The following is a 25,678-nucleotide window of genomic DNA, read 5'->3' as shown; positions in this document are numbered from 1 at the left end:
CCATGGACGCCACCCTTTCATCCCCCACCCCCCTGCTCAGCGTGCGCGGCATCGGCAAGCGCTATGGCCAGCGCGTCGCGCTGCAGGATGCCTCGTTCGACCTGTGGCCCGGCGAGGTGCTGGCCGTGGTCGGCGAGTCCGGCTCGGGCAAGTCCACCCTGCTCAACGCCGTGGCCGCACGCAGCCGGCCCGATGCGGGCAGCGTGCACTTCCAGGACCGCAGCGGCACGCTGCAGGACGTGCTGGCCATGGGCGAGGCACAGCAGCGCCTGCTGGCGCGCACCGACTGGGGCTTCGTGCACCAGAACGCGGCCGACGGCCTGCGCATGGACGTTTCGGCCGGCGCCAATGTGGGCGAGCGCCTCATGGGCCTGGGCGAGCGCCACTACGGCCGGCTGCGCGCCACCGCCACCGAATGGCTGCAGCGCGTGGAGATCGATGCCAGCCGCATCGACGACGCGCCGCGCGCCTTCTCGGGCGGCATGCGCCAGCGCCTGCAGATCGCGCGCAACCTGGTCACCCAGCCGCGCCTGGTGTTCATGGACGAACCCACCTCGGGCCTGGACGTGTCGGTGCAGGCGCGCCTGCTGGACCTGTTGCGCCAGCTCACGCGGCAGATGCAGCTGGCCGCCATCGTGGTCACGCATGACCTGGCCGTGGCCCGCCTGCTGGCGCACCGCATGGTGGTGATGCAGCGCGGCCGCGTGGTCGAGTCGGGCCTGACCGACCAGGTGCTCGACGACCCGCAGCACCCCTACACCCAGCTCCTCGTTTCCTCGGTACTGCAACCATGATGATGAACACCCACCCACCCATCCTGGAGCTCAAGGGCGTGGCCAAGCGCTTCACCCTGCACCACCAGAACGGCATCGAGCTGCCCGTGCTCGGCAACGTGGACCTTACCGTCGGCGCGGGCGAATGCGTGGTGCTCGACGGCCCCTCGGGCATGGGCAAGAGCACGCTGCTGAAAATGATCTACGCCAACTACCGCGCCAACGCGGGCAGCATCACCGTGCAGCCCGCCAGCGGCCCGGCGGTGGACGTGACCCAGGCCAGCCCGCGCGCGCTGGTGCAACTGCGCCGCGACACCGTGGGCTACGTGAGCCAGTTCCTGCGCGTGATCCCTCGCGTGAGCGCGCTCGACGTGGTGGCCGAACCCCTGGCCGAAGACGCGGGCGACGACGTCCACGCACTGGAAGCCGCGCGCGAGACCGCGCGCCAGTGGCTCACCCGCCTGCGCATCCCCGAGCGCCTGTGGCACCTGCCGCCCGCCACCTTCTCGGGCGGCGAGCAGCAGCGCATCAACATCGCGCGCAACATGATCAAGCCCAAGCCCCTCTTGCTGCTCGACGAGCCCACGGCATCGCTCGACGCCGCCAACACCGACACGGTGATCGCCCTGATCGGCGAGGCGGTGGCGCGCGGCGCCGCCCTGGTCGGCATCTTCCACGACGCGCACGTGGGTGCCGCCGTCGCCACGCGCCGCGTGAACGTGGCTGACTTCCGCGGGGTGGCCGCATGAGCGCTGCTGCGGTCTTTCACAACGCTCGCATGGTGCTGCCCGGCGAGGTGGTGCAGGGCTCGCTCTCGGTGCAGGGCGGGCGCATAGCCGCCCTGGCCTCGGGCGGCACCGCCGCGCTGCAGGGCATCGACCTCGGGGGCGACTACCTGCTGCCCGGTCTGGTGGAGGTGCACACCGACAACTTCGAGCGCCACCTGATGCCGCGCCCGAAGGTGCAGTGGGCCGAGATGCCTGCGTTGCTCGCGCACGATGCCGAGATCGCCGCCGCCGGCATCACCACCGTGCTCGACGCCCTGGGCGTGGGCGAGGCCGACGTGGACAGCCTGCGCGGCAGCGCCTGGAACCGCGTGCTCGACACCATCGACACCTGCACCGAGCGCAACCTGCTGCGCGCCGACCACCACCTGCACGTGCGCTGCGAGCTGCCCGCGCCCAACACCATCGCCCTGTTCGGCCCCTTCCAGGGCCACCCGCGGCTGTCGCTGATCTCGCTGATGGACCACACCCCCGGCCAGCGCCAGTGGGAGAACATCGAGCAGGCGCGCACCTACTACACCGGCAAGAAGGGCTGGAGCAGCGAGAAGTTCGAGCGCCAGGTGCAGCATGCCGCCACCCTGCAGGCGCAGTACGCCGAGCCGCACCGTGCCTACTTCGTGGACTACTGCCGCACCCATGGCATCGCCTTGGCCAGTCACGACGACACCACGGTGGCGCACGTCGAGCAGGCCCATGCCGAAGGCGCGGGCATGTCCGAGTTCCCGACCACGCTGGCGGCGGCAAGGGCCGCGCGCGAGCGCGGCCTGCTCACCGTGATGGGCGGGCCCAACGTGGTGCGCGGCGGCTCGCATTCGGGCAACGTGGCGGCGGCCGACCTGGCACGCCAGGGCCTGCTGGACATCCTCTCGTCGGACTACGTGCCCGGCAGCCTGCTGAGCGCGGTGATGCGCCTCGTCCACGACGGCATCCTCACGCTGCCCGAGGCCGTGGCCACCGTCACGCGCAACCCGGCACGCGCGTCGGGCATGCAGGACCGAGGCGAGCTGGCTGCGGGCCTGCGCGCCGACCTGGTCCAGGTGCACATGGCCGAGCTGCCCGATGGCTCACAGCAGGCCGTGGTGCGCGGTGTCTGGCGCGAAGGGCAGCGCGTGCTCTGAACGTAGCCTGACATGCAAATTTCCCGCAACTGTCAAGGCACTGTCACAGCCGCCTTCCACACTGCATTTGTATAGACGACTTGGAATCCGCCATGCCCATTGCCCTGCGCATCGAACAACTGAACAAGCATTTCGCCAACGGCAAGCACGCGCTGCGCGACATCGACCTCACGGTGCATGCCGGCGAGATGGTGGCGCTGATCGGCGCCTCGGGCTCGGGCAAGTCCACGCTGCTGCGCCATGTGGCCGGCCTGGTGGTGGCCGATGGCGACAGCCGCTCGCTGATCGAGGTCGATGGCCGCTGCGTGCAGCAGGGCGGGCGCATCCACCGCGATATCCGCAAGGTGCGCTCGCAGGTGGGCTTCGTGTTCCAGCAGTTCAACCTGGTGGACCGCCTGCCGGTGATGATGAACGTGCTGGTGGGCCTGCTGCACCGCACGCCCCCATGGCGCGGCTGGTTGCGCGTATTCCGCCCGCATGAGCGCGCCCTGGCTCTCGAGGCCCTGGCCCGCGTGGGGATCGCCGACTGCCATGCGCAGCGTGCGTCCACTCTCTCGGGTGGGCAGCAGCAGCGTGCGGCCATTGCGCGCACCCTGGTGCAGGGCGCAAGGGTGGTGCTGGCCGACGAGCCCATCGCTTCGCTGGACCCCGAATCCTCGCGCAAGGTCATGGACATCCTGGCGCGCATCAACCGCGAGGACGGCAGCACCGTCATCGTCTCGCTGCACCAGGTGGACGTGGCCATCAAGTACTGCTCCCGCGTGGTCGCGCTGCACCAGGGCCGTGTGGTCTACGACGGCCCCTCGGCCGCCCTCACACCCGCCCTGCTGCGCGAGCTGTATGGCGTGCAGGCCGACGAGATCCTGGGCGCCACCTTGCCCCTGGCCGTGGTGCCCGCACCGGCGCAGGCGCCGACCCCCGGCTGGGCCGCACAGCCGCTGGCGCAGGCTGCCTGAGGCCTGCCCGCCGTCCCCTGTCTCTTCGCCCTTCGTTTTTGCCTTTCTCCCCTCCCGCTTTCACCTTCCGGAGCCTTCCATGATCAAGAAATTCTGCGCAACCCTGGCCCTTGGCCTGGGCCTGGCCACGGGCGTCCTCGCCCAGGACGCCATCAACTTCGGCATGATCTCGACCGAAGCCTCGCAGAACCTCAAGGCCGACTGGCAGCCCCTGCTGGACGACATGGCCAAGCAGACGGGCCTGAAGATCAACGCCTTCTTCGCGTCTGACTATGCGGGCCTCATCGAAGCCATGCGTTTCAACAAGATGCAGGTGGCATGGCTGGGCAACAAGTCGGCCATGGAGGCGGTGGACCGCGCCAATGGTGAAGTGTTCGCGCAGATGGTCAACGCCGATGGCACGCAGGGCTACTACTCGCACCTCATCGTGCACAAGGACAGCCCCCTGGATTCGCTGGACGACGTGCTCAAGAACGGCAAGTCGCTGAGCTTCGGCAACGGCGACCCCAACTCCACCTCGGGTTTCCTGGTGCCCGGCTACTACGCCTTCGCGCAGAACAAGGTCGACGCCAAGACGCACTTCAAGATCGCGCGCAGCGCCAACCATGAGACCAACGCCCTGGCCGTGGCCAACAAGCAGGTCGACGTGGCCACCAACAACAGCGAAAACCTTGAGAAGCTCAAGGAGCGCCAGCCCGAGAAGTTCAAGGACATCAAGGTCATCTGGACATCGCCCCTGATCCCGCTCGATCCCATGGTGATCCGCAAGGACCTGCCCGAGCCGCTCAAGGCCAAGATCAAGGACTTCTTCTACAACTACGCCAAGACCGATGCGCGCGAGAAGGAGATCGTCATGAAGATCTCCAAGCTCTCGGGCTTCAAGCCATCCACCAATGCGCAGCTCACGCCCATTCGCCAGCTCGACCTGTTCGGCAAGCGCAACAAGATCGAGGCCGATGCCACGCTGGCCGACGCCGACAAGAAGACCCGCCTGGCCGAGATCGACCAGCAGCTGGCGTCCCTGAAGTAAACACGCAAGCACGCAACGCATCCGGCCAGCCCCCACCATGTCTTCCGCATTGACCCCTTCGCTCGCGACCCTGGCGAGCACCGCCGCGCCCAAGCGCAGCCTCGCCTGGTACCTCTCCTGGGGCATCCTGCTGGTGGTGCTGGCCGCCTCCTGGAAGGGCGCCGACATGCGCCCGCTCGACCTCGTCAAGGATTCGGGCAACATGGCCCAGTACGCGGCCGAGTTCTTTCCGCCCAATTTCTCGCAGTGGCAGATCTACGTGCAGGAGATGCTGGTCACGTTGCAGATCGCGCTGTGGGGCACGGCGCTCGCGGTGGTCACGGCCGTGCCGCTGGCGCTGCTGGCCTCGTCCAACATCGCGCCGTGGTGGGTGAACCAGCCGGTGCGCCGCGTGCTCGACGCCTTCCGTGCCATCAACGAGATGGTGTTCGCCATGCTCTTCGTGGTGGCCGTGGGCCTGGGCCCGTTCGCGGGGGTGCTGGCGCTGTGGATCCACACCACCGGCACGCTGGCCAAGCTGTTCTCCGAGGCGGTCGAGGCCATCGACCCGCAGCCCGTGGAGGGCATCCGCTCCACCGGCGCGAGCGCGCTGCACGAGATCATCTACGGCGTGATCCCCCAGGTGACCCCGCTGTGGATTTCCTACACGCTCTACCGTTTCGAGGCCAACGTGCGTTCTGCCTCGGTGGTGGGCATGGTGGGGGCCGGCGGCATCGGCGTGGTGCTGTGGGAGATCATCCGCGGCTTCCAGTACGCCGAGACCTGCGCGGTGATGCTCATCATCGTGGTCACCGTGAGCGCGATCGACGTGGTGTCGGCGCGCATCCGCAAGGCCCTGGTCTGACACAGGGGCGCACCGTGGCATTGAGCCTTGAAGACATCGCCCACCTGCTGGCCACCCGGGGCATCCATCAGTACGGCTGCGAGGCCGTCAGCCAGCTGGAGCACGCGCTGCAGTGCGCGCAATGGGCAGAGAAATCCGGCGAGACCCCCGCCACGGTGGTGGCCGCCCTGCTGCATGACCTGGGGCACCTGCTGGCGCCCCGGTGGCGATGCGGCCGCACAGGACGACCTGCACCAGTATATGGCCCTCCCGTTCCTGCGCGGCCTGCTGCCCGATGCGGTGCTGGAGCCCATCCGCCTGCACGTGGACGCCAAGCGCTACCTGTGCACCCTGGAGCCGGGCTACCGGGAGACGCTCTCGCCCGCGTCGCGGCACAGCCTGGCCCTGCAGGGGGGGCCTTTCACGGCGCAGGAGGCGATGCGCTTCGAAGCCCTGCCTTTTGCCCAGGAGGCCATTCGCCTGCGCCGCTACGACGACCATGCCAAGGTGCCTGGCCTGCCGACGCCGGCCCTGGAGCACTATGTGGCGCTGATGGGCCGTGTGGCCCATGCGCCTGCCCAGGCAAAGTCTGTGGCCTACCCGTACCGCTGCTCGGCCGCGTGGGTGCGCTGACCTGGCGGGTGGGCCGGGCAGTGTCCCGCGTCAGGGCGGGGCCTTGCCGCTGCCCATCCACCCCAGGTCCAGCGGCCGGTCCTCGAACTCGGTGTTGAGCACCACGGTGCTGGTGGTGCGCGCCACCCCCGCGATGGCCTTGATTTCGTAGATCACGTCTTCCAGCGCGCGCGCGTGGGTGGTGCGCACCTTGGCCAGAAAGTCGTACTCGCCCGCCACGCTGTGCAGTTCTTCCACCTGCGGCATCGCGCGCAGGCGCGGCGCCACGTCGCGGCAGTGGATGCCGCCATCGTTGCGGATGGCCACGAACGCCGTGAAGTTCAGGCCCACGCGCTCGGGGTCCACGCTGATCGAAAAACGGCGGATCACGCCCTTGTCCAGCAGCTTCTTCACCCGTTCGTGCACCGCGGCGGTGGACAGCCCCACCTCGGCGCCCACATCGGCATAGGAACGTCGGCCATCCGCACCCAATGCCGAAATAATTCTGGCGTCCATGTCATCTGTCTGAATATTTGCTTGCATAGCCGCCTGATTTTGGTAAAAATTCCGAAAACCTCGCGGTTTCCATAAATTATTCGGTAAGGTGAAGAATATGCCGGCGATTTTCAATGCGCAAGCCCGCCCACAGCGCACCTGGGCGGTGGCCGTGGCCCTGCTGCTGGTCTATGTGGTGTGGGGCACCACCTATTTCGCCATCGGCATCGCGCTGCAGACCATGCCGCCGCTGTTCATGAGCGCCATCCGTTTTCTGTGCGCGGGCGGCGTGATGCTGCTGGTGGCCCTGTGGCAAGGGCATGCGCTGCCCACGGCCGCGCAGTGGCGCAATTCGGCCATCGTCGGCGCCCTCATGGTCTTCCTCGCGATGAACCTCGTGGGCTTTGCGCAGAAGCTGGGCATCGGCTCCGGCCTCATGGCCACCGTGGTCACCACCATGCCCATGTGGCTGGCGCTGTGGACGCACTGGGGCGGCGAACGCGTGCCGGCCACCAGCTGGATCGGCCTGGCGCTGGGCGTGGTGGGCGCATTGCTGCTGGCGATGGAGGGCGACTTTTCCGCCACCTGGCTGGGGGCCGTGCTGGCCTTTGGCGCGCCGCTGTGCTGGAGCGTGGGCTCGTACGCATCGCGCAAGCTGTCGCTGCCCGCGCCGGCCATGGCGGCTGCGGCGCAGTGGCTGGTGGGCGGCGCGATGGGACTGGTGGCCGCGTTGTGCTTCGAGCCCGTGAGCGCGCTGGGGCAGGTGAGCGCCCGGTCGTGGGCGGCGTGGGTGTACCTGCTGGTCTTTGGCACGCTGGTGGCGCTCAATGCATACCTGTGGCTGCTGCAGAACACGTCGGCCGCGCTGGCGGGGAGCTATTCGTTCGTGAATCCGGCGGTGGCGTTGCTGGTGGGGGTGGCGCTGGGGGGTGAGTTGCTGACGGGGTGGGTGTTTGCGGCGTTGCCTTTGATTGGGGCGGCGCTGGTGTTGATTTTGTATGGCAAGGCGTTGCAGGGGTGGTGGGTGGCGCGGAGGGCGTCGTGGGTGGGGTATCGGGCTGGATAGCTGGCTGGGTAATAAGGGTTGGTTGTTGCCTGTTGGTTTGTAGTTGGTGGTGTGCCTCGGTTGAGCGCGGAGGCCGGGGTGTGCGCCCGGCGGCGCAGTGACTTTCTTTTGCTTCGCCAAAAGAAAGTCACCAAAGAAAAGGCGACCCTGCTGTCTGCGACCCCTTCGCTTCGCTGCGGGGCAACCTGGGGTGCTCGGTCACGGGGTGCACCGCAGAACTCGCTGCGCGCCGTTGGCGCTCCGCTCGGACAACTGCGGTGAGTCAGTTCACGAAGCATGTGTGTCCTTCGGCACACATGCCACCCCGCGCCCTGTGCGCCCCAGGCGCATCCAGAAGGGAACCCACAAATCGGACATCCCTTCGGGCCATCGCTGCGCTCGGCCCCATCTCGCGGGCGCAAGCGCCACGCGCTGCGCAGGCGTGGCCAAGCGCAGCGATGGCCCGTATGGCTGTTTGGCTGTTCGCTCCCCACCCCCATCTGGCTGCGCCTGCGGCGGGGCGGTTGCGGGGTGAGCATGGGCACCGCAGTGCCCATGCCTCGTGCTCTGACTCGCCGTGGTTGTCCGAGCGGCGCGCGCCAGCGCACAGCGAGTTCCACGGCGCACCCCGCAACCGCACCGACGCAGGTTTGCCCCGCAGCGAAGCGCAGGGGTCGCAGACTGTGGGTCGCCTTTCTTTTGGGTACTTTTCTTTGGCGAAGCAAAGAACAAGTACCTCGCCCGCCGGGGCGACATCCCGGCCTCCGCCCTTCACTCAGGCATGGCGTGAACTATAAGAACAATAGCTAACAGCGATTGAAGGACAGGCGCAAACCGATGATTTGCCTTCCAATCCCGTTGCAAAGATATCGCTCACCCGGCATCCGGCACCACCGCCGTCGCCTCGATCTCCACCTTCGCCCGCTCCTCCATCAACCCCGCCACCTGCACACACGCCATCGCCGGAAAATTTTTCCCCAGCACCTCGCGGTACACCGCGCCCAGCTCCTTCAACCGTGCGTTGTATTCCTTGCGGTCCACCACGTACCAGGTCAGCCGCACCAGGTGCTCGGGCCCCGCGCCGCCGGCCTCCAGCACCGCACGCACGTTCAGCAGCGTCTGCCGGGTCTGGTCGATGAAATCATCGCTCTCGAACTGCTGCTGCGCATTCCAGCCGATCTGGCCGCCGGTGAAGACCATCGTGCCGCGCGCGGCCACGCCGTTGGCGTAGCCCTTGGGGGTCACCCAGCCTTCGGGTTGCAAAAGGGTGTTCTTCATGGTGTCTTGGTCGAGGAGGGTGTGGTGGTCGTGGCGGCGACGGCGCCCTGGCGCAGCTTGAAGCGCTGCAGCTTGCCGGTCTCGGTGCGGGGCAGGGCCGTGACGAACTCCACCACGCGCGGGTACTTGAACGGGGCGATGGTCGCTTTCACATGGTCCTGCAGCGTCTTGACCATGGCCGCGTCGCCCGTGTGGCCGGGTTTGAGCACGCAGATGGCCTTGACCACCATGCCGCGCTCCTCGTCGGGCACGCCGATCACGCCGCACTCGGCCACGGCGGGGTGGCGCAGCAGGGCGTCTTCCACCTCGGGGCCGCCCACGTTGTAGCCGGCGGTGATGATCATGTCGTCGTCGCGCGCCTGGTAGAAGAAGTACCCGTCGGCGTCCTGCGTGAACGCGTCGCCGGGATAGTTCCAGCCGTCCTTCACGTACTTGGCCTGGCGCGGGTCGTCGAGGTACTTGCAGCCCGTGGGGCCGATGACGGCGAGCTTGCCCACGGTGCCCCGTGGCACCTCATGGCCATCGTCGTCCACCACCTTGGCGGTGTAGCCGGGCACGACCTTGCCGATGGCGCCGGGGCGCGTTTCGCCGCCCGCCGACGATACAAAGATGTGGAACATCTCGGTGGCGCCGATGCCGTCCGTCATGTCGATGCCGGTGGCGCCCTTCCACAGCTGGCGCGTGGCGTCGGGCAGGCCCTCGCCGGCGCTCACGCAGATGCGCAGCTGGGGCAGGCCGATCTGTTGGGCGAACGGCGCCATCTGCCGGTAGAAGGTGGGCGCGGTGTAGCAGATGGTGACGCCCGCGTCGCGCATCAGCGTCACCATGGTCTGGGGCGTGTAGGGCTGGTCCGGGAAGTACACGCTGGCCCCGGCCCACATCGGAAACACGAGCAGGCCGCCCAGGCCGAAGGTGAAGGCCAGCGGCGGCGATCCGGCCACGATGTCGTCGGGCGTGGCGCGCAGCACGTGGCGCGGCCAGGCCTCGCAGGCGGCCAGCACATCGCGGTGGGTGTGCACGGCGGCCTTGGGCGCGCCCGTGGTGCCGGAGGTGAAGGCCATGAGAGCGATGTCGTCCGCCGCCGTGGGGCAGTGCGGTGTGGTGCCGGGTTTGTCCTGGGCGCGCTGGATGAGGTCGGCCGCGTCGGGCGCGGTGTGGAAGGGCACGATGGCGGCGAGCACCGGGTGCTGCGCCTGCGCCGCCTGCAGCTCGGCCAGCAGGCGGCCATCGCACAGCGCCAGCGTGGGCTGGGCGCGCTCGATGATGCTGGCCAGTTCGCCCGTGCGCAGCAGCGGCATGGTGGCCACCGCCACCAGCCCGGCGTAGACGGTGCCCAGCCAGGCCAGCGCCATCTCCACCGTGTTGCCGCCGCGCAGCAGCACGCGGTTGCCGGGCACGAGGCCGTGGTCCTGCGTGAGCACCTCGGCGATGCGCGCGGCCTCGGTCCAGGCGTCGCGGTAGGTATATGTGCGGTGCGGGCCGCGCAGCAGGGGCCGGTCGATGTTGCCCGCGCGCTCGGCCTGATCGAACAGGGCGTGCACGAGATTGACCTGCTCGGGGATCTGCTGCTCCGGCAGGTCGTAGCGCAGTGTGGGCCAGGCCCCGGGCGGGGGCAGGCGGTCGTGCACGAAATGGTCGGGCTGGGCGGATGCGGCTTTCATGGGATCACTCCTGCAGGACGGCCTTGCCGATGATGAGTTGCTGCACTTCGGTGGCGCCTTCGTAGATGCGCAGCGAGCGGATGTCGCGGTACAGCGACTCGACCTTGCTGCCCACTTCCACGCCGCGCCCGCCGTGCAGTTGCAGCGCCATGTCGATCACGCGCTGGGCGTTTTCGGTGGCGGTCATTTTTGCCATCGCGGCTTCGGCAGTGACGCGGGTGCCTCCGCGTTTTTCGCCCTCGTCGCGCAGCCAGGCCGCGCGGTAGGTGAGCAGCGCGGCGCTGTCCACCAGCGCGGCCATCTCGCCGATCCTGGCCTGCGTGAGCTGGAAGTCCGCCAGCGTCTGGCCGAACATGCGGCGCTGGCGCGCGTGGTGCACGGCCTCGGCCAATGCGCGGCGGGCCATGCCCAGGGCCGCAGCCGCCACCGATGCGCGGAAGATATCGAGCGTGCGCATGGCCAGCTTGAAGCCGCCGTGCAGTTCGCCGAGCAGGGCAGTGGCGGGCACGGTGCAGTTGCTGAACTGCAGCGTGGCCAGCGGGTGCGGCGCCATCACGTGGATGTGGCGCGAGGCGTCGAGGCCCGGCGTGTCCGCATCGACGATGAAGGCGCTGATGCCGCGCGTGCCGCCGGCGGGGTCGGTCTTGGCGAACACGCAGTAGAAGTCTGCAATGCCGCCGTTGCTGATCCAGGTCTTGGTGCCGGTGAGGGAATATGAGTCTTTTTGGCCGCTAGCACTTGATGGATAAGCGCTGGTAGCTACTGTTTGCATAGCGCCCACGTCGGACCCTGCCTCGGGCTCGCTGAGCGCGAACGCCGCGATCAGCTCGCCGCGCGCCACGCCCTGCAGGTAGTGCGCCTGCTGCGCCGGGCTGCCGGCCAGGGTGATGGCGCCGCTGCCCAGGCCCTGCATGGCGAACGCAAAGTCCGCCAGCGGCGAGTGGTAGGCCAGTGTCTCGCGCAGCAGCACCAGTGCGCGCGAGTCGAGCGCGGGCAGCGCGCCGCCCTGTGCGGCGGGCACGCAGTAGCGCAGCCAGCCGTCCGCGCCCAGGCGCCGCACCCAGTCGCGGCAGGCGGCGCGGTCGTCGGTCTCATCGACCTGCTGGGCGGCGGCCCAGGGCACCAGGCCCTCGGCCAGCGCGCGGTGGGCGTCGTCGAAGAAGGGCAGGGCCAGGTGCGCCGTGGAGGGCGGGCAGGGGGCGGGTGGAGTGGCGACGTGCATGCTCTTAATCCCCCTGGAACACGGGCTTTTGCTTGGCGGCAAACGCCTCGTACGCGCGTCGGAAGTCTTCGGTCTGCATGCAGATCGCCTGGGCCTGCGCCTCGGCCTCGATGGCCTGCTCGATGGTCATGCTCCACTCCTGGCTGAGCATGGTCTTGGTCATGCCATGGGCGAAGGTGGGGCCGCCCGCCAGCGTGCGCGCCGTGGCCTGCACGTTGGCCAGCAGGTCGGCGCTTTCATACAGGTCGTTGAAGAAGCCCCAGGCCAGGCCCTCGTGCGCCGTCATCGCGCGGCCGGTGAACAGCAGCTCGCTCGCGCGGCCCTGGCCGATCATGCGGGGCAGCAGCGCGCAGGCTCCCATGTCGGCACCGGCCAGGCCCACGCGGGTGAACAAAAAAGCGGTCTTCGTGGCCTCGGTGCCGTAGCGCATGTCGCAGGCCAGCGCCATCATGGCGCCCGCACCGGCGCAGATGCCGTCGATGGCGCCCAGCACGGGCTGCGGGCAGGCGCGCAGGGCCTTGACCAGGTCACCCGTCATGCGCGTGAATTCGAGCAGCTCGGGCATGGTCATGGTGGTCAGCGGGCCGATGATCTCGTGCACGTCGCCGCCCGAGCAGAAGTTGCCGCCCGCGCCGGTGACGACGATGGCCTTCACGTCGGTGGCAAACCGCAGCGCGTAGAAAAAATCGCGCAGCTCCGAATAGCTCTGGAAGGTGAGCGGGTTCTTGCGGTCCGGCCGGTTGAGCGTGACAGTGCCCACGCCAGCATCGAAGCTCCACGCGAAATGCTCGGCCACGTAGCTGGCCTGGGGGTTGAACTGCTCGCGCATGGGGTTGCTCGCGCCGATGAAATGCTTCATTCCGTGGTCTCCAAAGAGTTGTTCTGGGTGTGTTCCTTGACCTTGCCCAGCAGGCGGTGCAGGGTGCTGATGTCGCGCTCGCCCAGCGTGGCGAAGGCCTCCACGATCCATTGCTCGTGCTGGCGCGCCATGTCGATGAACTGCTGGCGGCCCTGCGGCGTGAGGCGCACGAGGTACGCGCGGCGGTCGCCTTCCACGTCCATGCGCTCCACCAGCCCTTCGGCCACGAGCTGGTCGGTGATGCCGGTGATGTTGCCGCTGGTCACCATCATGCGGCGCGAGAGGTCCTTCATCTTCATGCCCTCGGGCGCGCGTTCCAACTGCGCCATCAGGTCAAAGCGCGGCAGCGTGGTGTCGAACTGCGCGCGCAGGTGGCTGCGCACCTGTTTTTCGATGAGCTGGGTGCAGGTGAGCATGCGCAGCCACAGGCGCAGGGCCTCGGGGTGCTCGCTGGGGGCGGCGTCGTGCAGGCGGGCTTCAAGGTCCATGGCTAGCCTTCTTCCTCGGGTGCTCTGCTTTTGGTAGCTGCCTGCGCTTGATTGGCAAGCGCTGCAAGCTGTTTTTGCTTGGAAATCTCGCGCAGCATCTGGTCGCGGCCGCTGGCGTACTGCACGGGCCAGTCGGTGTGCGCGGCGGCCACGGGGCTCAGCTGCGCGGCCGCGTGCAGCGTCCAGGCCGGGTCGGCCAGGTGCGGGCGGGCAATGGCGCACAGGTCCGCACGGCCTGCGGCAATGATGCTGTTGGCGTGGTCGGCCTCGGTGATCGCGCCCACGGCCATGGTGGCGATGCCCACCTCGTTGCGGATGCGGTCGGCGAACGGGGTCTGGTACATGCGGCCGTACACCGGCCTGGCGGCGCGCGTGGTCTGGCCGGACGACACGTCGATCAGGTCGGCGCCGGCCGCCTGGAACAGGCGCGCGATCTCCACCGCGTCGTCCGGCGTGGTGCCGCCCGGCGCCCAGTCGTGGGCCGAGATGCGCACGCTCATGGGTTTGTCGGCCGGCCACACGGCGCGCACGGCAGCGAACACTTCGAGCGGGTAGCGGCAGCGGCCCTGCAGGCTGCCGCCGTACTCATCCGTGCGCTGGTTGGTGATGGGGCTGATGAAGCTGGCCAGCAGGTAGCCGTGCGCGCAGTGCAGCTCCAGCCAGTCGAAGCCGCAGGCCACGGCGCGGCGGGCGCTGTCCACGAAGGCGGCGGTCATCCGGTCCATGTCGGCGCGGGTCATGGCGGCGGGCGCCTGGTTCTGCTCGCCGTAGGCCAGCGCGCTGGCCGCCAGCAGCGGCCAGTTGCCGTGGGGCAGCGGCTCGTCCGTGCCCTCCCAGCCCACGCGCGTGGAGCCCTTGGGGCCGCTGTGGCCCAGCTGCAGGCCGATCTTGGCGGTGCTGCTGCCGTGCACGAAGTGCACGATGCGCGTGAACGCGGCCTGCTGCGCGTCGTTCCACAGCCCGGTGCAGGCGGGGGTGATGCGGCCCTCGGGCGTGGGGCTGGTCATCTCCACCATCACCAGCGCCGCGCCGCCGAGTGCGCGCGCGCCCAGGTGCACCAGGTGGAAGTCCTGCGGCACGCCATCGACCGCGCTGTAGGTGGCCATGGGCGAGACGACGATGCGGTTCTTGAGCGTGAGGCCGTTGAGCGTGAACGGTGTGAGCATGGGGGGAATAGCAGCTTTGCCGCCTGCCAACCACGCCTCGTAGCCCTCCAGCCATGCTGCATCGCGCAGCCGCAGGTTCTCGTGGCTGATGCGCTGGCTGCGCGTGAGCAGCGAATACGCGAACTGCTCCACCTCCATGCCGGTGTAGCGGCCCACGTTCTCGAACCACTCGGTGGAGTTGCGCGCGGCGTTCTGGATCTTGAGCACCTCGACGCTGCGGCGCGCCTCGTAGTGGGTGAGCACCTCATCGATAGGCAGGCCCGTCGAAAATTCGTTCGCCAGGTCAATCGCGTCTTCCAGCGCGAGCTTGGTGCCGCTGCCGATGGAGAAATGCGCGGTGTGCGCCGCGTCGCCCATCAGCACGATGGGCACGCGCTTGCCGCCGATGGTCTCGCGGTGCACCCAGGTGTTGCAGATCACGCGCGGAAAGCGGATCCAGTTGGCCGAGCCGCGCAGGTGCGTGGCATTGCTGATGAGCGCGTTGCCGTCCAGGTATTTGGCAAACAGCTTCTCGCAGAACGCAATCGCCTCGGGCTGCTCCATCTGGTCCAGGCCGTGGGCCTTCCACACGGCCTCGGGCGTCTCGATGATGAAGGTGGAGGTGTCGGCGTCGAACTGGTAGGCGTGCGCCTGGAACCAGCCGTGCTCGGTCTGCTCGAAAGCAAACGTAAAAGCATCGAGTTTTTTGTGAGTGCCCAGCCAGACGAAACGGCATTCGCGCAGGTCGATGTCGGGCTGGTAGGTGGTGGCGTAGCGCGTGCGGATGCGGCTGTTGAGGCCGTCGCTGGCGATCACCAGGTCGGCCTGGTACTGGGCGGCCAGCGCCTGGTCGTCGGCCACGTCGGTCTCGAACACCAGCTCCACGCCGACCGCGAGGCAGCGGTCCTGCAGGATGTTGAGCAGCCGCTTGCGCCCGATGCCGCAAAAGCCGTGGCCCGAGGAGCGCACGCTGCGGCCCTTGAAGAACACCTCGATGTCGTCCCAGTGGTTGAACGCATCGCCGATCAGCGCGGCCGTCGGTCCGTCGGCCGCGCGCAGGTTCTCGAGCGTCTGGTCCGACAGCACCACGCCCCAGCCAAAGGTGTCGAACGGCCGGTTGCGCTCGACCACCGTGACCCGGTGGGCAGGGTTTTGCTGCTTCATGAGCAGTGCGAAATAGAGGCCTGCGGGCCCGCCGCCAATGCAGAGGATGTTCATGTGAAAATAGTTTAGACCTAAACAAAATACTGTCAATGGGGCCTTCCCGGCGGGGGCGTGCGGGGGAGGTGTTGACGCAGTGCAGCACCCATTCAAAAATAGGCGGCATGAAGCACTTGCTGCACACCCTGGAGGGGCGGCTGGCTGCGTTGCCAGTGCCCATGGCCGTCCAGCTGCCCGCCGGGCAGCAGCTGGGCGCGTCCGAGCCCGCCGTCACGCTGCGGTTTCGCGACCGCATGGCGCTGGTGGCCCTGGCGATGGGCGAGATCGGCAACGTGGGCGCGGCCATCGTCGAGGGCCGCGTGGCGCTGGAGGGCGGCATGCGCGACCTGATGGCCGCCGCGGCGGGCCTGCTCACCCGCGACCCGGCCCGCGAGCAGCACAGCGGCTGGTGGCGCCGGGTGCTGGCGCGGGCACGGTCCATGGCGGCGCACACGGTGGCCCGCGATGCCCGCCAGGTGCAGTTCCACTATGACCTCTCGGACGACTTCTACGCGCTCTGGCTCGACCCGCGGCGCGTCTATTCGTGCGCCTATTTCCGGGATGCGGGCATGTCGCTGGCCCGGGCCCAGGAGGCCAAGCTGGACCACATCTGCCGCAAGCTGCGCCTGGCGCCCGGCGAGCGGTTCCTGGACATCGGCGCCGGCTGGGGCGGCCTGCTGCTGTGGGCCGCGGAGCACTACGGCGTGGATGCCACGGGCATCACGCTGTCGCGCAACCAGCACGCGCATGTGCAGCAGCTCATCGAGGCGCGGGGGCTGCAGGGCCGTGTGCGGATGCAGCTGTGCGACTACCGCGAGCTGCAGGCGGACCGGCCCTTCGACAAGGTGGCGTCCGTGGGCATGTTCGAGCATGTGGGCCGCGCGCAGATGGAGCGCTACTTCGCCACCGTGGCCCGGCTGCTGCGCCCGGGGGGCCTGCTGATGAACCACGGCATCACGGCGGGCGCGGTGGACAACGCGCAGCTCGGCGCGGGCATGGGCGACTTCATCGAGCAGTACATCTTCCCCGGGGGGGAGCTGATCCACGTGAGCGCCGTGCTGCACGACATGGCCCGGGCGGGCCTGGAAATGGTGGACACCGAGAACCTGCGCCCCCACTACGCGCGCACCCTGTGGGCGTGGTCCGACGGGCTGGAGGCCCGCCTGCCCGCGGCACGCGAGGTGCTGGCCGCGCAGTCCGGCGCCGAGCAGGGCGACAAGGTGCTGCGTGCCTACCGCCTGTACCTGGCGGGCAGCGCGCTGGGGTTCGAGCGCGGCTGGATGGCGCTGCACCAGATGCTGGCCACCAAGCCCGACGGCCAGATGGCGGCCGGGGCCCTGGCCGGCGCACAATCGGACTATCCGTTCACGCGCGACTACATGTACAACCGCTGAACCGGAGCGGCCCGCAAACGCCTGTCCACCATCGCCGTGCCGGGTTTGCCGGCCGCTTCAAGCCCTACCGAGGAATACGTTTCACCATGCTCTACAAATTCAAGTCCCGAGCTGCCGCCGATCTGATCATGCTGGAGCCGCAAGGGCGGCAGATCGTGACCATCATGGGCAAGACACCCGGTGCGAGCGGCATCGTGACGGCGGCGCAGATCCCGGGCGCCATCGCGGCGCTCGAGGCCGCCGTGGCGGCGGAGGAAACGCTGCCCCCGCCCGAGGACGCCAGCGACGACGCCGTGGCCGAGGAGCGCGCCGACACGGTGCGCCTGCGCCAGCGGGTGGCGCCGTTCATCGAGATGCTCAAGCGCAGCGCGGCGGCGGACGTGGACGTGGTCTGGGGCGTGTAGCACCGCATGAATGGCGGCGCGCCAGCGCGGGCTCCCGCTGTCCGCCCTGCCGGGCCCCTGTGCGGGCCGGGTGCCATGCCCTCCTGCGCTTTCCTTGTTTCACCATCCATCATGATCCACGACCCTTCGCCGCTGGCCGTCGTGCAGGCGCAACTCGATGCCTACAACGCCAGGGACATCGAGGCCCTGCTGGCCACCTACGCCGCCGATGCGCAGCAGCATGTGCTCCATGGAGAACGGCTCGCGCACGGGCATGCTGAAATGCGGCCGCGCTTTCTGGCGCGTTTTGCCGAGCCCGACCTGCATGCGCGGCTGCTGTCGCGCACGGTGATGGGCGGCGTGGTGGTGGACCTCGAACTGATCACGCGCAATTTCCCGGAGGGGCTGGGCACCCTGGAGATGCTCTGCGTCTACGAGGTGGCCCAGGGGCGGATCCAGCGGGCCTCGTTCGCCCAGGGCGAGAAGCGCTTGCTGGCCGCGCCCCCCTCGGCGCCACCGTGACTTGACCGACAGGCGGCTGCGCCGGGGGCCTGCCGCCGGCGTGGTGGGTCAGTCGACCTTCGCTCCCGAGGTCTTCACCACCTGCGCCCACTTCTTGTGCTCGCTGTCGATGTGCCTGGCGAAGTCCGCCGGCGTGTTGCCGCCCGGGATCGCGCCCTGCGCCACGAGCCGTTCCTTCATCGCGGGCGTGGCCAGCGACCTGGCGACTTCCTGCTGGATGCGGTGGACGATGTCGGGGGGCGTGCCCGCGGGAGCCAGCAGGCCGAACCAGGAACTGGCCTCGTAGCCCTTGAGCGCGGGGCCGCCCGCCTGCTCCACCGTGGGCACGTCGGGCAGCGCGCTGGAGCGCTCCGAGCTTGTCACGGCCAGCGCGGTGAGCTTGCCCGCCTTGATCTGCGCCATGGACGAGGGCAGGTTGTCGAACATCACGTCCGCATTGCCCGCCACCATGTCCATGAGGGCCGGGCCCGAGCCGCGGTAGGGCAGGTGCAGCATGAAGGTGCCCGTCATGCTCTTGAACAGCTCGCCCGCCAGGTGGATGGACGTGCCGTTGCCGCTGGAGGCCATGTTCATCTTGCCGGGGCTGGCCTTGGCCACGCGGATGAAGTCCTGCACGTTGTGGATGCCCTGGGCCTTGGCCTTGTCGGCATTCATCACCATCACGTTGGGCACGGCGGCCACCAGGGTGATGGGCACGAAGTCCTTGATGGGGTCGTACGGCAGCTTGGCATACAGCGCGCGGTTGATGCCGTGCGTGCCCACGGTGCCCATGAGCAGGGTGTAGCCGTCGCCGGGGGATTTCGCCACGATCTCGGCGCCCACGTTGCCGCCCGCGCCCGCGCGGTTGTCCACGATGAACTGCTGGCCGAACGCGCGCGAGAGTTCGGGGGCCATCGCGCGGGCCAGGATGTCGGTGGTGCCGCCGGGCGCGAAGGGCACGACGATGCGCACGGGCTTGGTGGGCCAGCCCCCCGCGGCGGGCGTGGCCTGGGCGTGGGCGGAGCCCGGCGCGAGCAGGGTGGCGGCCGCCGCGATGGCCATGGCGCCCAGCGCGCTCAGGGTGAATGCGAACGCCAGGGCCTCGCGGCGGCTGCGCGCCGGGGCGCGGGGCTGGGAGGTGCTGCGCGCAAGGTGGTGGTGGTGGGCTTGTCGATGTTGCGCCATGGGCGGGCTTTCGTTGTGAGGGAGGATCTGCCGGCAAGAGAATGCCACGATGGTCCCCTTTTTACGCGGGCCGGCATGCCGGGGTTCACATGGATTACCCGGAGCGCGGCGGCGTGCGGCGGCCCGTGGCGGCGCGGGCAGGAAAAAGCCACCAGGCCCGGGGGGCGTGGTGGCTTGCCGGCTTCCTTCAATCCTTCAAGCAATCCTGAGCACCGCAGCCCGCAGGGTCGCGGGCTGGGGGCGCAGGTGCCGATCAGTCCGCGTAGGAGCCCGCGGCCTTGATGGCGGCGCCGAATTTCTCGGTTTCGGACAGCACGAACTTCTTGTGCTCGGCGGGTTCGACGCGCTTGTCGGTGGCCACCACGGCGCCCAGGCCTTCCTGCTTCTTGATGAACTCAGGGTCCTTCAGGGCCACCTTGAGGGCTTCGTTGATCTTGGTCAGCACCGGTGCGGGCGTGCCCTTGGGCGCGTACAGGCCGTGCCAGATGGTCACGTTGAAGTCCTTCACGCCGGATTCGGCCAGCGTGGGCAGGTCCTTGAGGGCGGGCGTCGTCAGGCGCTTGGAGGTGGTCACGGCGTAGGCCTTGACCTTCTTGGCCTCGATCTGCGAGGTGGTGTTGGTCGTCTGGTCGCACAGCAGGTCGATCTGGCCGCCGATCAGGTCGGTGATGGCGGGCGCGGTGCCCTTGTAGGGCACAGCCGTCATGTCGACCTGCACGGCGCTCTGGAAGATCAGGCCGCATAGGTGCGAGGCCGAGCCCTGGCCTGCATTGCCCAGGTTGATCTTGCCCTTGTTCTGCTGCAGCCAGCCAGCCAGTTCCTTGTAGTTGTTCGCGGGCATCGAGGGACGCGCGATGAGCGTCATGGGCACGTCGTTGATGATGCCCAGGTACTCGAAGTCATTGGCCACGTTGAAGGCCAGCTTGCGGTACATGGTGGGCATGGTGGCCATGCTCACGTGGTTCAGCAGCAGGGTGTAGCCATCGGGTGCGGCCCGCGCCACCTTGGCGGAGCCGATGGTGCTGCCCGCGCCGGCGGAGTTGTCCACCACCACGCTGATGCCGCCCAGGGGCTTGCGGATGGCTTCGGCCAGGTCGCGCGCCACGCGGTCGGTGGGGCCGCCCGCGGCGTAGGGGACCACGATCGTGATCGTCTTGTCCTTGGCGGGGAACTCCTGGGCGCTGGCGCCGAAAGCGGTGGCTGCGGCGGCAGCGATCAGTGCGAGTTTCAGCATCTTTTTCATGGTCTCTCCTGTGAATGACGGGCCATGATAGCGAGGGGGGTTTACGGGAACATTGCGGATATTACGTAGCCCGCCCGGGGCAGGGGCTTTAAGTGAAAAAGGCCTGCAGCGCCCGTCAATAAAGCGCTAAATGCTATAAAAAAAGGAGTATTGATTAGGGTAAACACTGCGGTGACCCGCCGTGCCAAGTGGGCATTTCTTGCGTTGCCGCAAACTGCAGGTGGTCCAGTGACCGGGTGCCTGTCTGTCTGCCTGCACGCTTGCACCGCACCGCTTCAGTCCTCTGCGCTCGATACCGGCGCAGGCCAGGCGGGAGGCGCCGAGCAAGGGCCGCCCCGCAGCGAACGGGCCGTCCCCTCGGGGGAAGGCGCCGAAGGCGACGCAGGCGGCTACTTGTAACTCCGCGCGTCCTCGATCACCTTGCCGTCGTTGGGCAGGGTGCCCGGGGCCACCATCTGCACATCGCCGCGCAGCTTGGTCACCTCGCGGATGGCGTCGCCCAGCTGGCGCGCCAGGCCCTCGGCGGTTTCGCTGGTCTCCACCTGCAGCACCATCTGGTCGTTGGCCATCTCGCCGCTGACCACCAGCCGCGCGCGCAGCACCTGCGGAAAGCGCCGCGCGATGGTGGCCACCTGGCCGGGGTGCACGAACATGCCGCGCACCTTGGTGGTCTGGTCGGCGCGGCCCATCCAGCCCTTGATGCGGGTGTTGGTCCGGCCCGTGGGGCAGTCGCCGGGCAGCACGGCCGACAGGTCGCCGGTGCCAAAGCGGATCAGCGGGTAGTCGGGGTTGAGCGTGGTGACGACCAGCTCGCCCACCTCGCCCTCGGGCACGGGGTCGCCGGTGCCGGGGCGCACGATCTCCACGATCACGCCTTCATCGAGCACCAGGCCCTCGCGCGCGCTGGTCTCGTAGGCGATCAGCCCCAGGTCGGCCGTGGCGTAGCACTGGTAGCCGCTGATGCCGCGCTCGGCGAACCAGTCGCGCAGCGAGGGGGGGAACGCCTCGCCCGAGACCAGCGCCTTGGTCACGCTGGGCAGCGCGATGCCCATTTCCGCGGCCTTCTCGACAATGATCTTGAGGAAGCTGGGGGTGCCGATGTAGCCCGCTGGCCGCAGTTCGGCCATGGCCTGCACCTGCTGCTCGGTCTGCCCCGTGCCGCCCGGAAACACGGTGCAGCCCAGCGCGTGGGCGCCGGTTTCCATCATCGAGCCCGCGGGCACGAAGTGGTAGCTGAAGCTGTTGTGGATCAGCTCGCCGCTGCGAAAACCCACGGCATGGATGGCCCGCGCCATGCGCCAGTAGTCGCGGCGCGTGCCCTCGGGCTCGTAGATGGTGCCGGGGCTGGCGAATACGCGGGTCATGCCGGGGCCAAAGCCCAGCGCGCTGAACCCGCCGAACACGTTGGCGGCGCGGCCCGCCTGCTGGCGCTCCAGCAGCTCGTACTTGCGCGTGACGGGCAGCTGCGCCAGCGCAGCGCGGCTGGTGACGGCGGCGGCATCCACGCCCGCCAGGATGCCGGCAAACGCGGGCGATGCCTGCTGGGCATGGGCGATCTGCCGCGGCAGCGCGGCCATCAGGGCCGCTTCGCGCTCTGCGGGGCTGCGGGTTTCCAGGGCGTCATAGAACGTGCTCATGCCTGGTGTTCCTTGTGAAGTGGTTTGAAGTGAAATTGGCCTCTAGCGCTTGTCCATCAATCGCAATCAGCTATGAATTTGGGAGTGGATTCATCCGTGGTCTCAGAAAGTGCGCTGCTCCCGCCAGCGCACCCGTGGAACTGGCTTCGCCAGGCCACCGGGTGCGTCCCCCTGAGGGGGAAGGCGCGCAGCGCCTCAGGGGGCACGTCAAGCCAGCCAGCGCTTGCGCCGCTTGTAGCTCTTCACATCCTTGAAGCTCTTGCGCTCGCCACCGCCCACGCCCAGGTAGAACTCCTTGACGTCCTCGTTGCTGGCCAGGTCGCTGGCGGCGCCGTCCATCACCACGCGGCCGCTTTCCATGATGTAACCGTAGTCCGAGTACTTGAGCGCCATGTTGGTGTTCTGCTCGGCCAGCAGGAAGGTGACCTTTTCCTTGGTGTTCAGGTCCTTGACGATGTTGAACACCTCTTCCACGATCTGCGGTGCCAGGCCCATGGAGGGCTCGTCGAGCAGCACCATGCTGGGGTTGGCCATGAGCGCGCGGCCGATGGCGCACATCTGCTGCTCGCCGCCCGACGTGTACGCCGCCTGCGAGGTGCGGCGCGTCTTCAGGCGCGGAAAGTAGTTGTAGACCTTCTCCAGGTTGGCCGCGATCTCGGCCTTGCTGGTACGGGTGTAGCTGCCCGTCATCAGGTTCTCTTCGATCGTCAGGTGGGCGAAGCAGTGCCGCCCCTCCATCACCTGCACCACGCCGCGCTGCACCAGGTCGGCGGGCGAGAGGTTCTCGATGCGCTCGCCACGCAGCTCGATGCTGCCCTTGGTGACCTCGCCGCGTTCGCCCTTGAGCAAATTGGAGATGGCGCGCAGCGTGGTTGTCTTGCCCGCCCCGTTGCCCCCCAGGATGGCCACGATGCTGCCTTCGCGCACCTGCAGCGAGACGCCCTTGAGCACGAGGATCACGTGGTTGTAGATGACCTCGATGCCGTTGACGTTGAGAACGATGTTGCTGTTGGAGTCCATGGTCTTGCCTTCCTGTGCCAATCCAAAAAGCTGCTGCACAACCCTTTGGATTGGCGGCTGCCAAAGAGGCAACCGCTGTTCACTGGCCCTTGAAACGGTCGCTGCCCAGGCCAGGGCCACCGCGCAAGGGCCGCCCCGCCGCGCTGGTGGCGTCCCCCTTCCCGCAGCGCGAAGCGCCAAGAGAGAAGGGGGAAGGCGCGTCAGCGCCTCAGGGGGATGGTCCGAATCAAGACTGGCAGTCCGCCGCATCCCGGCGCGTCATCTTCTTGTCGGCCAGGTACTTGTCGGCGCCCGCCTTGATCATGGGCTTGAGGATCTGCTCATCGGCCTGGTACCAGTCGGACGAGAAGTTCCACTTGGCGCCATCCCAGGTGTGCACGCGGGCCCAGGTGGAGCCCATGTGGTCGGCGCAGCTCGTGGACAGGGGGCGCATCACGCCGCCAAAGCCCATGGCGTCGAGCTTCTTCTGGTCCAGGGCCAGGTTTTCCATGCCCCAGCGCACTTGTTCGCCAGTCATGACCTTGCCCTTGCCAAAACGCTCCTGCGCGCGGCGCACCGATTCCACGGCCAGCATCTGGATGATCACGCCACGGGTGTACAGCACCGAGCCCACTTCGTCCTTGGGTCCCGTGCCCTGGCCCTTGTCGTGCACGTTCTTCAGGATGTCCTGGATCACCTTGGGCTGCTGGCCCGAGGTGTTCAAGGCCAGCGCGTTGTAGCCCTTGGCGCCTTCGCCCACGTCACGCACGTCCGGCTCGGCGCCAGCCCACCACACGCCATACATCTTGTCGCGCGGATAGCCGGTGGCCTGGGCTTCCTTGAGGGCGGTGGAGTTCATCACGCCCCAGCCCCACAGCAGCACGTAGTCGGGGCGGCTCTGGCGCACCTGCAGCCAGGTGGCTTTCTGCTCCACGCCGGGCGCGGTCACGGGCAGCATCTGCAGCTCGAAGCCATGCATCTTGGAGCGTTCCTGCAGCAGCGGGATCGGCTCCTTGCCGAACGGGCTGTCGTGGTACACCAGGGCGATCTTCTTGCCCTTGAGCTTGTCCATGCCGCCCGCGGCCTTGCCGATGTGCTGGATCAGGATGTCGGCGCCGGTCCAGTAGCTGCCCATGAAGGGGAAGTTCCACTTGAACGCCTGGCCGTCCTGCGCCACCGACAGGCCGTAGCCCAGCGTCATCAGCGGGATCTTGTCCACGGGGGCCTTCTCGGTCAGCGCGAAAGTGATGCCGGTGGCCTGCGGGTCGAACAGCGACACGCCGGGACGCCCCTTCAGGCGCTCGTAGCACTCCACGCCACGGTCGGTGGCGTAGCCGGTTTCGCATTCTTCAAAGGTGAGCTTCACGCCGTTGATGCCGCCGTCGCGGGCGTTGATCATCTTGATGTAGTCCTGCTTGCCGTTGGCCCATGGCACGCCGTTGGGCGCGTAGGGGCCGGTGCGGTACGACAGCAGCGGGAAGAACTGCTCCTTGGCTTGTGCGAAGACACTGGTGGTGATGGTCGACGCACCGGCGGCGACCACGGCAGCGGCGATCACGAGTTTCGAAAGCTTCATGGATGTCTCCTTTGGATGAATGTGTTGAAGCACGGGGAAGAAACCGACGGATTCAAGGGCTGCGAGCTTTGCACTGGCATGCACGAGGCCAGCGCCACTGTGGAACTGGCTTTGCCAGGCCGCCGGTGGCGTCCCCCTCCCGAAGGAGAGGGGGAAGGCGCGAAGCGACTCAGGGGGTGCATATCAATCAATGCGGGAAGGGCCACAGGCGCAGCTTCTGCTTGGCGGTGGACCACAGCTTGGCCAGGCCATGCGGCTCCACGATCAGGAACCACACGATCAGCGCGCCGAAGATCATCAGCTCGGCGTGCGAGACACCGGCGGTGGACACCTCGATGCCGAACAGGCCCATGAAGGCTGGCAGGAACTGGTTGAGCACGATGGGCAGCACCACGATGAAGGCGGCGCCAAAGAACCCCCCGGAGATGGAGCCCAGGCCGCCGATGATCACCATGAACAGGAGGCGGAACGAGATTTCCACCGAGAAGGCCGCGGGCTCCCACGCGCCCAGGTGCACGAAGGCCCACAGCGCGCCGGCCATGCCCACGATGAAGGAACTCACGGCGAAGGCGCTGAGCTTGGCGTACATGGGGCGGATGCCGATCACGGCCGCCGCCACGTCCATGTCGCGGATGGCCATCCATTCGCGGCCGATGGCGCCACGCACCAGGTTCTTGGCCAGCAGGGCCACGACGACCAGCAGGGCCAGGCAGAACAGGTACTTGCTGGTGGCGCTCTCGATGGGCAGGCCGAAGACCTGCAGGTTGTTCACCGACACCGAGCCCGAGTCCGAGTTGTTGGTGAACCACTTGATGCGCAGGAACATCCAGTCGGAGAAGAACTGCGCGGCCAGGGTGGCCACCGCCAGGTACAGGCCCTTGACGCGCAGGCTGGGCAGCCCGAACAGGATGCCGAAGAACGTGGCGCAGAGGCCGCCCAGGATCAGCGCCGGAATCAGCGGCATGCCCGGAAAGCGCACGAAGAAGTTGTAGGCGCCATAGGCCCCCACCGCCATGAACGCGCCCGAGCCCAGCGAGATCTGGCCGCAGTAGCCCACGAGGATGTTCACCCCCAGGGCCGCCAGCGCCATGATGACGAAGGGAATCAGGATGGCGCGGAAGATGTAGTCGCTGGCCAGCATGGGCACGACCAGGAAGGCGACGGCCAGCAGCAGCGCGATGGCGATGCGGTCCTGCGCGATGGGGAAGATCTGCTGGTCGGCGCGGTAGCTGGTCTTGAACTGGCCGTTTTCGCGGTAGAGCATGGAAGT

23 protein-coding genes and 1 pseudogene are annotated in these 25,678 nt (G+C 68.1%); 11 read left to right on the top strand and 13 right to left on the bottom strand.

What is annotated here, in order from left to right; all coding sequences use genetic code 11:
* Positions 1 to 2: 2 nt before the first annotated feature.
* The 7 genes and pseudogenes from phnK to AC07OC_RS21825 all read left to right on the top strand — a co-directional run bounded on the left by phnK (position 3) and on the right by AC07OC_RS21825 (position 6,118).
* Complete coding sequence (gene phnK, locus AC07OC_RS21855) at positions 3 to 794, top strand: phosphonate C-P lyase system protein PhnK (protein ID WP_145694866.1); 792 nt, start codon at positions 3 to 5, stop codon at positions 792 to 794.
* Complete coding sequence (phnL, locus tag AC07OC_RS21850) at positions 791 to 1,522, top strand: phosphonate C-P lyase system protein PhnL (protein ID WP_218341413.1); 732 nt, start codon at positions 791 to 793, stop codon at positions 1,520 to 1,522. The genes phnK and phnL overlap by 4 nt, the downstream gene beginning before the upstream one ends.
* Entirely contained in the window at positions 1,519 to 2,676 is a 1,158-nt protein-coding gene (locus AC07OC_RS21845) for an alpha-D-ribose 1-methylphosphonate 5-triphosphate diphosphatase (RefSeq protein ID WP_218341414.1), read from the top strand. The genes phnL and AC07OC_RS21845 overlap by 4 nt, the downstream gene beginning before the upstream one ends.
* 92 nt (positions 2,677 to 2,768) lie before the next feature.
* Positions 2,769 to 3,632 carry a phosphonate ABC transporter ATP-binding protein gene (phnC, locus tag AC07OC_RS21840; RefSeq protein WP_218341415.1) on the top strand — a complete coding sequence of 288 codons (864 nt, stop codon included), beginning with the start codon at positions 2,769 to 2,771 and terminating at the stop codon, positions 3,630 to 3,632.
* Positions 3,633 to 3,711: 79 nt separating this feature from the next.
* Positions 3,712 to 4,662: a phosphonate ABC transporter substrate-binding protein gene (phnD, locus tag AC07OC_RS21835; RefSeq protein ID WP_218341416.1), complete on the top strand. Its 951-nt coding sequence runs from the start codon at positions 3,712 to 3,714 to the stop codon at positions 4,660 to 4,662.
* 37 nt (positions 4,663 to 4,699) lie between these two features.
* Positions 4,700 to 5,506: a phosphonate ABC transporter, permease protein PhnE gene (phnE, locus tag AC07OC_RS21830; RefSeq protein ID WP_218341417.1), complete on the top strand. Its 807-nt coding sequence runs from the start codon at positions 4,700 to 4,702 to the stop codon at positions 5,504 to 5,506.
* Positions 5,507 to 5,520: 14 nt separating this feature from the next.
* A pseudogene (locus AC07OC_RS21825) lies at positions 5,521 to 6,118 on the top strand (phosphonate degradation HD-domain oxygenase).
* Positions 6,119 to 6,148: 30 nt separating this feature from the next.
* Here the strand turns inward: AC07OC_RS21825 and AC07OC_RS21820 are convergent.
* Positions 6,149 to 6,613, bottom strand: coding sequence for an Lrp/AsnC family transcriptional regulator (locus AC07OC_RS21820; RefSeq protein ID WP_218341419.1), 465 nt, complete (start codon positions 6,611 to 6,613; stop codon positions 6,149 to 6,151).
* Between the two features lie 97 nt (positions 6,614 to 6,710).
* Between AC07OC_RS21820 and AC07OC_RS21815 the strand changes: the two genes are divergently transcribed.
* Positions 6,711 to 7,658 carry an EamA family transporter gene (locus AC07OC_RS21815; RefSeq protein ID WP_218341420.1) on the top strand — a complete coding sequence of 316 codons (948 nt, stop codon included), beginning with the start codon at positions 6,711 to 6,713 and terminating at the stop codon, positions 7,656 to 7,658.
* A gap of 852 nt (positions 7,659 to 8,510) precedes the next feature.
* On the opposite strand, the gene AC07OC_RS21810 is transcribed toward AC07OC_RS21815, so the two are convergent.
* The 6 genes from AC07OC_RS21810 to AC07OC_RS21785 are packed head-to-tail and all read right to left on the bottom strand — an operon-like array spanning position 8,511 to position 15,508.
* Complete coding sequence (locus AC07OC_RS21810) at positions 8,511 to 8,915, bottom strand: RidA family protein (RefSeq protein ID WP_218341421.1); 405 nt, start codon at positions 8,913 to 8,915, stop codon at positions 8,511 to 8,513.
* Positions 8,912 to 10,576, bottom strand: coding sequence for an AMP-binding protein (locus AC07OC_RS21805; RefSeq protein WP_494602221.1), 1,665 nt, complete (start codon positions 10,574 to 10,576; stop codon positions 8,912 to 8,914). The genes AC07OC_RS21810 and AC07OC_RS21805 overlap by 4 nt, the downstream gene beginning before the upstream one ends.
* Before the next feature lie 4 nt (positions 10,577 to 10,580).
* Positions 10,581 to 11,798 carry an acyl-CoA dehydrogenase family protein gene (locus AC07OC_RS21800; RefSeq protein WP_494602219.1) on the bottom strand — a complete coding sequence of 406 codons (1,218 nt, stop codon included), beginning with the start codon at positions 11,796 to 11,798 and terminating at the stop codon, positions 10,581 to 10,583.
* 4 nt (positions 11,799 to 11,802) lie between these two features.
* Positions 11,803 to 12,657, bottom strand: coding sequence for an enoyl-CoA hydratase family protein (locus tag AC07OC_RS21795; protein ID WP_218341424.1), 855 nt, complete (start codon positions 12,655 to 12,657; stop codon positions 11,803 to 11,805).
* Positions 12,654 to 13,145, bottom strand: coding sequence for a MarR family winged helix-turn-helix transcriptional regulator (locus AC07OC_RS21790; protein WP_218297242.1), 492 nt, complete (start codon positions 13,143 to 13,145; stop codon positions 12,654 to 12,656). The genes AC07OC_RS21795 and AC07OC_RS21790 overlap by 4 nt, the downstream gene beginning before the upstream one ends.
* Positions 13,146 to 13,147: 2 nt before the next feature.
* The gene (locus AC07OC_RS21785; RefSeq protein ID WP_494602217.1) at positions 13,148 to 15,508 is read right to left on the bottom strand and encodes a bifunctional salicylyl-CoA 5-hydroxylase/oxidoreductase; all 2,361 of its coding nucleotides are present in this window, start codon (positions 15,506 to 15,508) and stop codon (positions 13,148 to 13,150) included.
* Positions 15,509 to 15,615: 107 nt separating this feature from the next.
* On the opposite strand from AC07OC_RS21785, the gene AC07OC_RS21780 reads away from it, so the two are divergent.
* The 3 genes from AC07OC_RS21780 (at position 15,616) to AC07OC_RS21770 (ending at position 17,789) form a co-directional block, all read left to right on the top strand.
* On the top strand, positions 15,616 to 16,884 hold the full coding sequence (locus AC07OC_RS21780) for a class I SAM-dependent methyltransferase (protein WP_494602215.1): 1,269 nt from the start codon (positions 15,616 to 15,618) through the stop codon (positions 16,882 to 16,884).
* Positions 16,885 to 16,970: 86 nt separating this feature from the next.
* Complete coding sequence (locus AC07OC_RS21775) at positions 16,971 to 17,288, top strand: DUF1840 domain-containing protein (RefSeq protein ID WP_218297239.1); 318 nt, start codon at positions 16,971 to 16,973, stop codon at positions 17,286 to 17,288.
* Between the two features lie 111 nt (positions 17,289 to 17,399).
* Positions 17,400 to 17,789 carry a nuclear transport factor 2 family protein gene (locus AC07OC_RS21770; protein WP_369641275.1) on the top strand — a complete coding sequence of 130 codons (390 nt, stop codon included), beginning with the start codon at positions 17,400 to 17,402 and terminating at the stop codon, positions 17,787 to 17,789.
* A 48-nt stretch (positions 17,790 to 17,837) separates the two neighbouring features.
* Here AC07OC_RS21770 and AC07OC_RS21765 read toward each other — a convergent pair whose 3' ends face one another.
* The 6 genes from AC07OC_RS21765 to AC07OC_RS21740 form a co-directional block, all read right to left on the bottom strand.
* Complete coding sequence (locus AC07OC_RS21765) at positions 17,838 to 18,830, bottom strand: Bug family tripartite tricarboxylate transporter substrate binding protein (protein ID WP_218297390.1); 993 nt, start codon at positions 18,828 to 18,830, stop codon at positions 17,838 to 17,840.
* A 376-nt stretch (positions 18,831 to 19,206) separates the two neighbouring features.
* Positions 19,207 to 20,196, bottom strand: a complete 990-nt coding sequence (locus AC07OC_RS21760; RefSeq protein ID WP_218297238.1) for a tripartite tricarboxylate transporter substrate-binding protein — start codon at positions 20,194 to 20,196, stop codon at positions 19,207 to 19,209.
* Between the two features lie 389 nt (positions 20,197 to 20,585).
* The gene (locus AC07OC_RS21755; RefSeq protein ID WP_218297237.1) at positions 20,586 to 21,833 is read right to left on the bottom strand and encodes a phenylacetate--CoA ligase family protein; all 1,248 of its coding nucleotides are present in this window, start codon (positions 21,831 to 21,833) and stop codon (positions 20,586 to 20,588) included.
* A 207-nt stretch (positions 21,834 to 22,040) separates the two neighbouring features.
* Entirely contained in the window at positions 22,041 to 22,853 is an 813-nt protein-coding gene (locus AC07OC_RS21750) for an ABC transporter ATP-binding protein (protein ID WP_218297236.1), read from the bottom strand.
* Positions 22,854 to 23,079: 226 nt separating this feature from the next.
* On the bottom strand, positions 23,080 to 24,408 hold the full coding sequence (locus tag AC07OC_RS21745; RefSeq protein WP_494602213.1) for an ABC transporter substrate-binding protein: 1,329 nt from the start codon (positions 24,406 to 24,408) through the stop codon (positions 23,080 to 23,082).
* 187 nt (positions 24,409 to 24,595) lie between these two features.
* Positions 24,596 to 25,672: a branched-chain amino acid ABC transporter permease gene (locus AC07OC_RS21740; protein ID WP_218297234.1), complete on the bottom strand. Its 1,077-nt coding sequence runs from the start codon at positions 25,670 to 25,672 to the stop codon at positions 24,596 to 24,598.
* Positions 25,673 to 25,678 lie beyond the last annotated feature (6 nt).

It is taken from the genome of Acidovorax sp. GW821-FHT10E04, from assembly GCF_059415185.1.
The sequence above is the reverse complement of the archived record's forward strand: the minus strand, read 5'-3'. Positions and strand labels throughout refer to the sequence as shown.

Bases quoted from the DNA above. Each gene is read 5' to 3' on its own strand.
- phnK (WP_145694866.1), top strand. From the start codon at position 3: ATGGACGCCACCCTTTCATCCCCCACCCCCCTGCTCAGCGTGCGCGGC.
- phnL (WP_218341413.1), top strand. From the start codon at position 791: ATGATGATGAACACCCACCCACCCATCCTGGAGCTCAAGGGCGTGGCC.
- AC07OC_RS21845 (WP_218341414.1), top strand. From the start codon at position 1,519: ATGAGCGCTGCTGCGGTCTTTCACAACGCTCGCATGGTGCTGCCCGGC.
- phnC (WP_218341415.1), top strand. From the start codon at position 2,769: ATGCCCATTGCCCTGCGCATCGAACAACTGAACAAGCATTTCGCCAAC.
- phnD (WP_218341416.1), top strand. From the start codon at position 3,712: ATGATCAAGAAATTCTGCGCAACCCTGGCCCTTGGCCTGGGCCTGGCC.
- phnE (WP_218341417.1), top strand. From the start codon at position 4,700: ATGTCTTCCGCATTGACCCCTTCGCTCGCGACCCTGGCGAGCACCGCC.
- AC07OC_RS21820 (WP_218341419.1), bottom strand. From the start codon at position 6,613: ATGGACGCCAGAATTATTTCGGCATTGGGTGCGGATGGCCGACGTTCC.
- AC07OC_RS21815 (WP_218341420.1), top strand. From the start codon at position 6,711: ATGCCGGCGATTTTCAATGCGCAAGCCCGCCCACAGCGCACCTGGGCG.
- AC07OC_RS21810 (WP_218341421.1), bottom strand. From the start codon at position 8,915: ATGAAGAACACCCTTTTGCAACCCGAAGGCTGGGTGACCCCCAAGGGC.
- AC07OC_RS21805 (WP_494602221.1), bottom strand. From the start codon at position 10,576: ATGAAAGCCGCATCCGCCCAGCCCGACCATTTCGTGCACGACCGCCTG.
- AC07OC_RS21800 (WP_494602219.1), bottom strand. From the start codon at position 11,798: ATGCACGTCGCCACTCCACCCGCCCCCTGCCCGCCCTCCACGGCGCAC.
- AC07OC_RS21795 (WP_218341424.1), bottom strand. From the start codon at position 12,657: ATGAAGCATTTCATCGGCGCGAGCAACCCCATGCGCGAGCAGTTCAAC.
- AC07OC_RS21790 (WP_218297242.1), bottom strand. From the start codon at position 13,145: ATGGACCTTGAAGCCCGCCTGCACGACGCCGCCCCCAGCGAGCACCCC.
- AC07OC_RS21785 (WP_494602217.1), bottom strand. From the start codon at position 15,508: ATGAACATCCTCTGCATTGGCGGCGGGCCCGCAGGCCTCTATTTCGCA.
- AC07OC_RS21780 (WP_494602215.1), top strand. From the start codon at position 15,616: ATGAAGCACTTGCTGCACACCCTGGAGGGGCGGCTGGCTGCGTTGCCA.
- AC07OC_RS21775 (WP_218297239.1), top strand. From the start codon at position 16,971: ATGCTCTACAAATTCAAGTCCCGAGCTGCCGCCGATCTGATCATGCTG.
- AC07OC_RS21770 (WP_369641275.1), top strand. From the start codon at position 17,400: ATGATCCACGACCCTTCGCCGCTGGCCGTCGTGCAGGCGCAACTCGAT.
- AC07OC_RS21765 (WP_218297390.1), bottom strand. From the start codon at position 18,830: ATGGCCATCGCGGCGGCCGCCACCCTGCTCGCGCCGGGCTCCGCCCAC.
- AC07OC_RS21760 (WP_218297238.1), bottom strand. From the start codon at position 20,196: ATGAAAAAGATGCTGAAACTCGCACTGATCGCTGCCGCCGCAGCCACC.
- AC07OC_RS21755 (WP_218297237.1), bottom strand. From the start codon at position 21,833: ATGAGCACGTTCTATGACGCCCTGGAAACCCGCAGCCCCGCAGAGCGC.
- AC07OC_RS21750 (WP_218297236.1), bottom strand. From the start codon at position 22,853: ATGGACTCCAACAGCAACATCGTTCTCAACGTCAACGGCATCGAGGTC.
- AC07OC_RS21745 (WP_494602213.1), bottom strand. From the start codon at position 24,408: ATGAAGCTTTCGAAACTCGTGATCGCCGCTGCCGTGGTCGCCGCCGGT.
- AC07OC_RS21740 (WP_218297234.1), bottom strand. From the start codon at position 25,672: ATGCTCTACCGCGAAAACGGCCAGTTCAAGACCAGCTACCGCGCCGAC.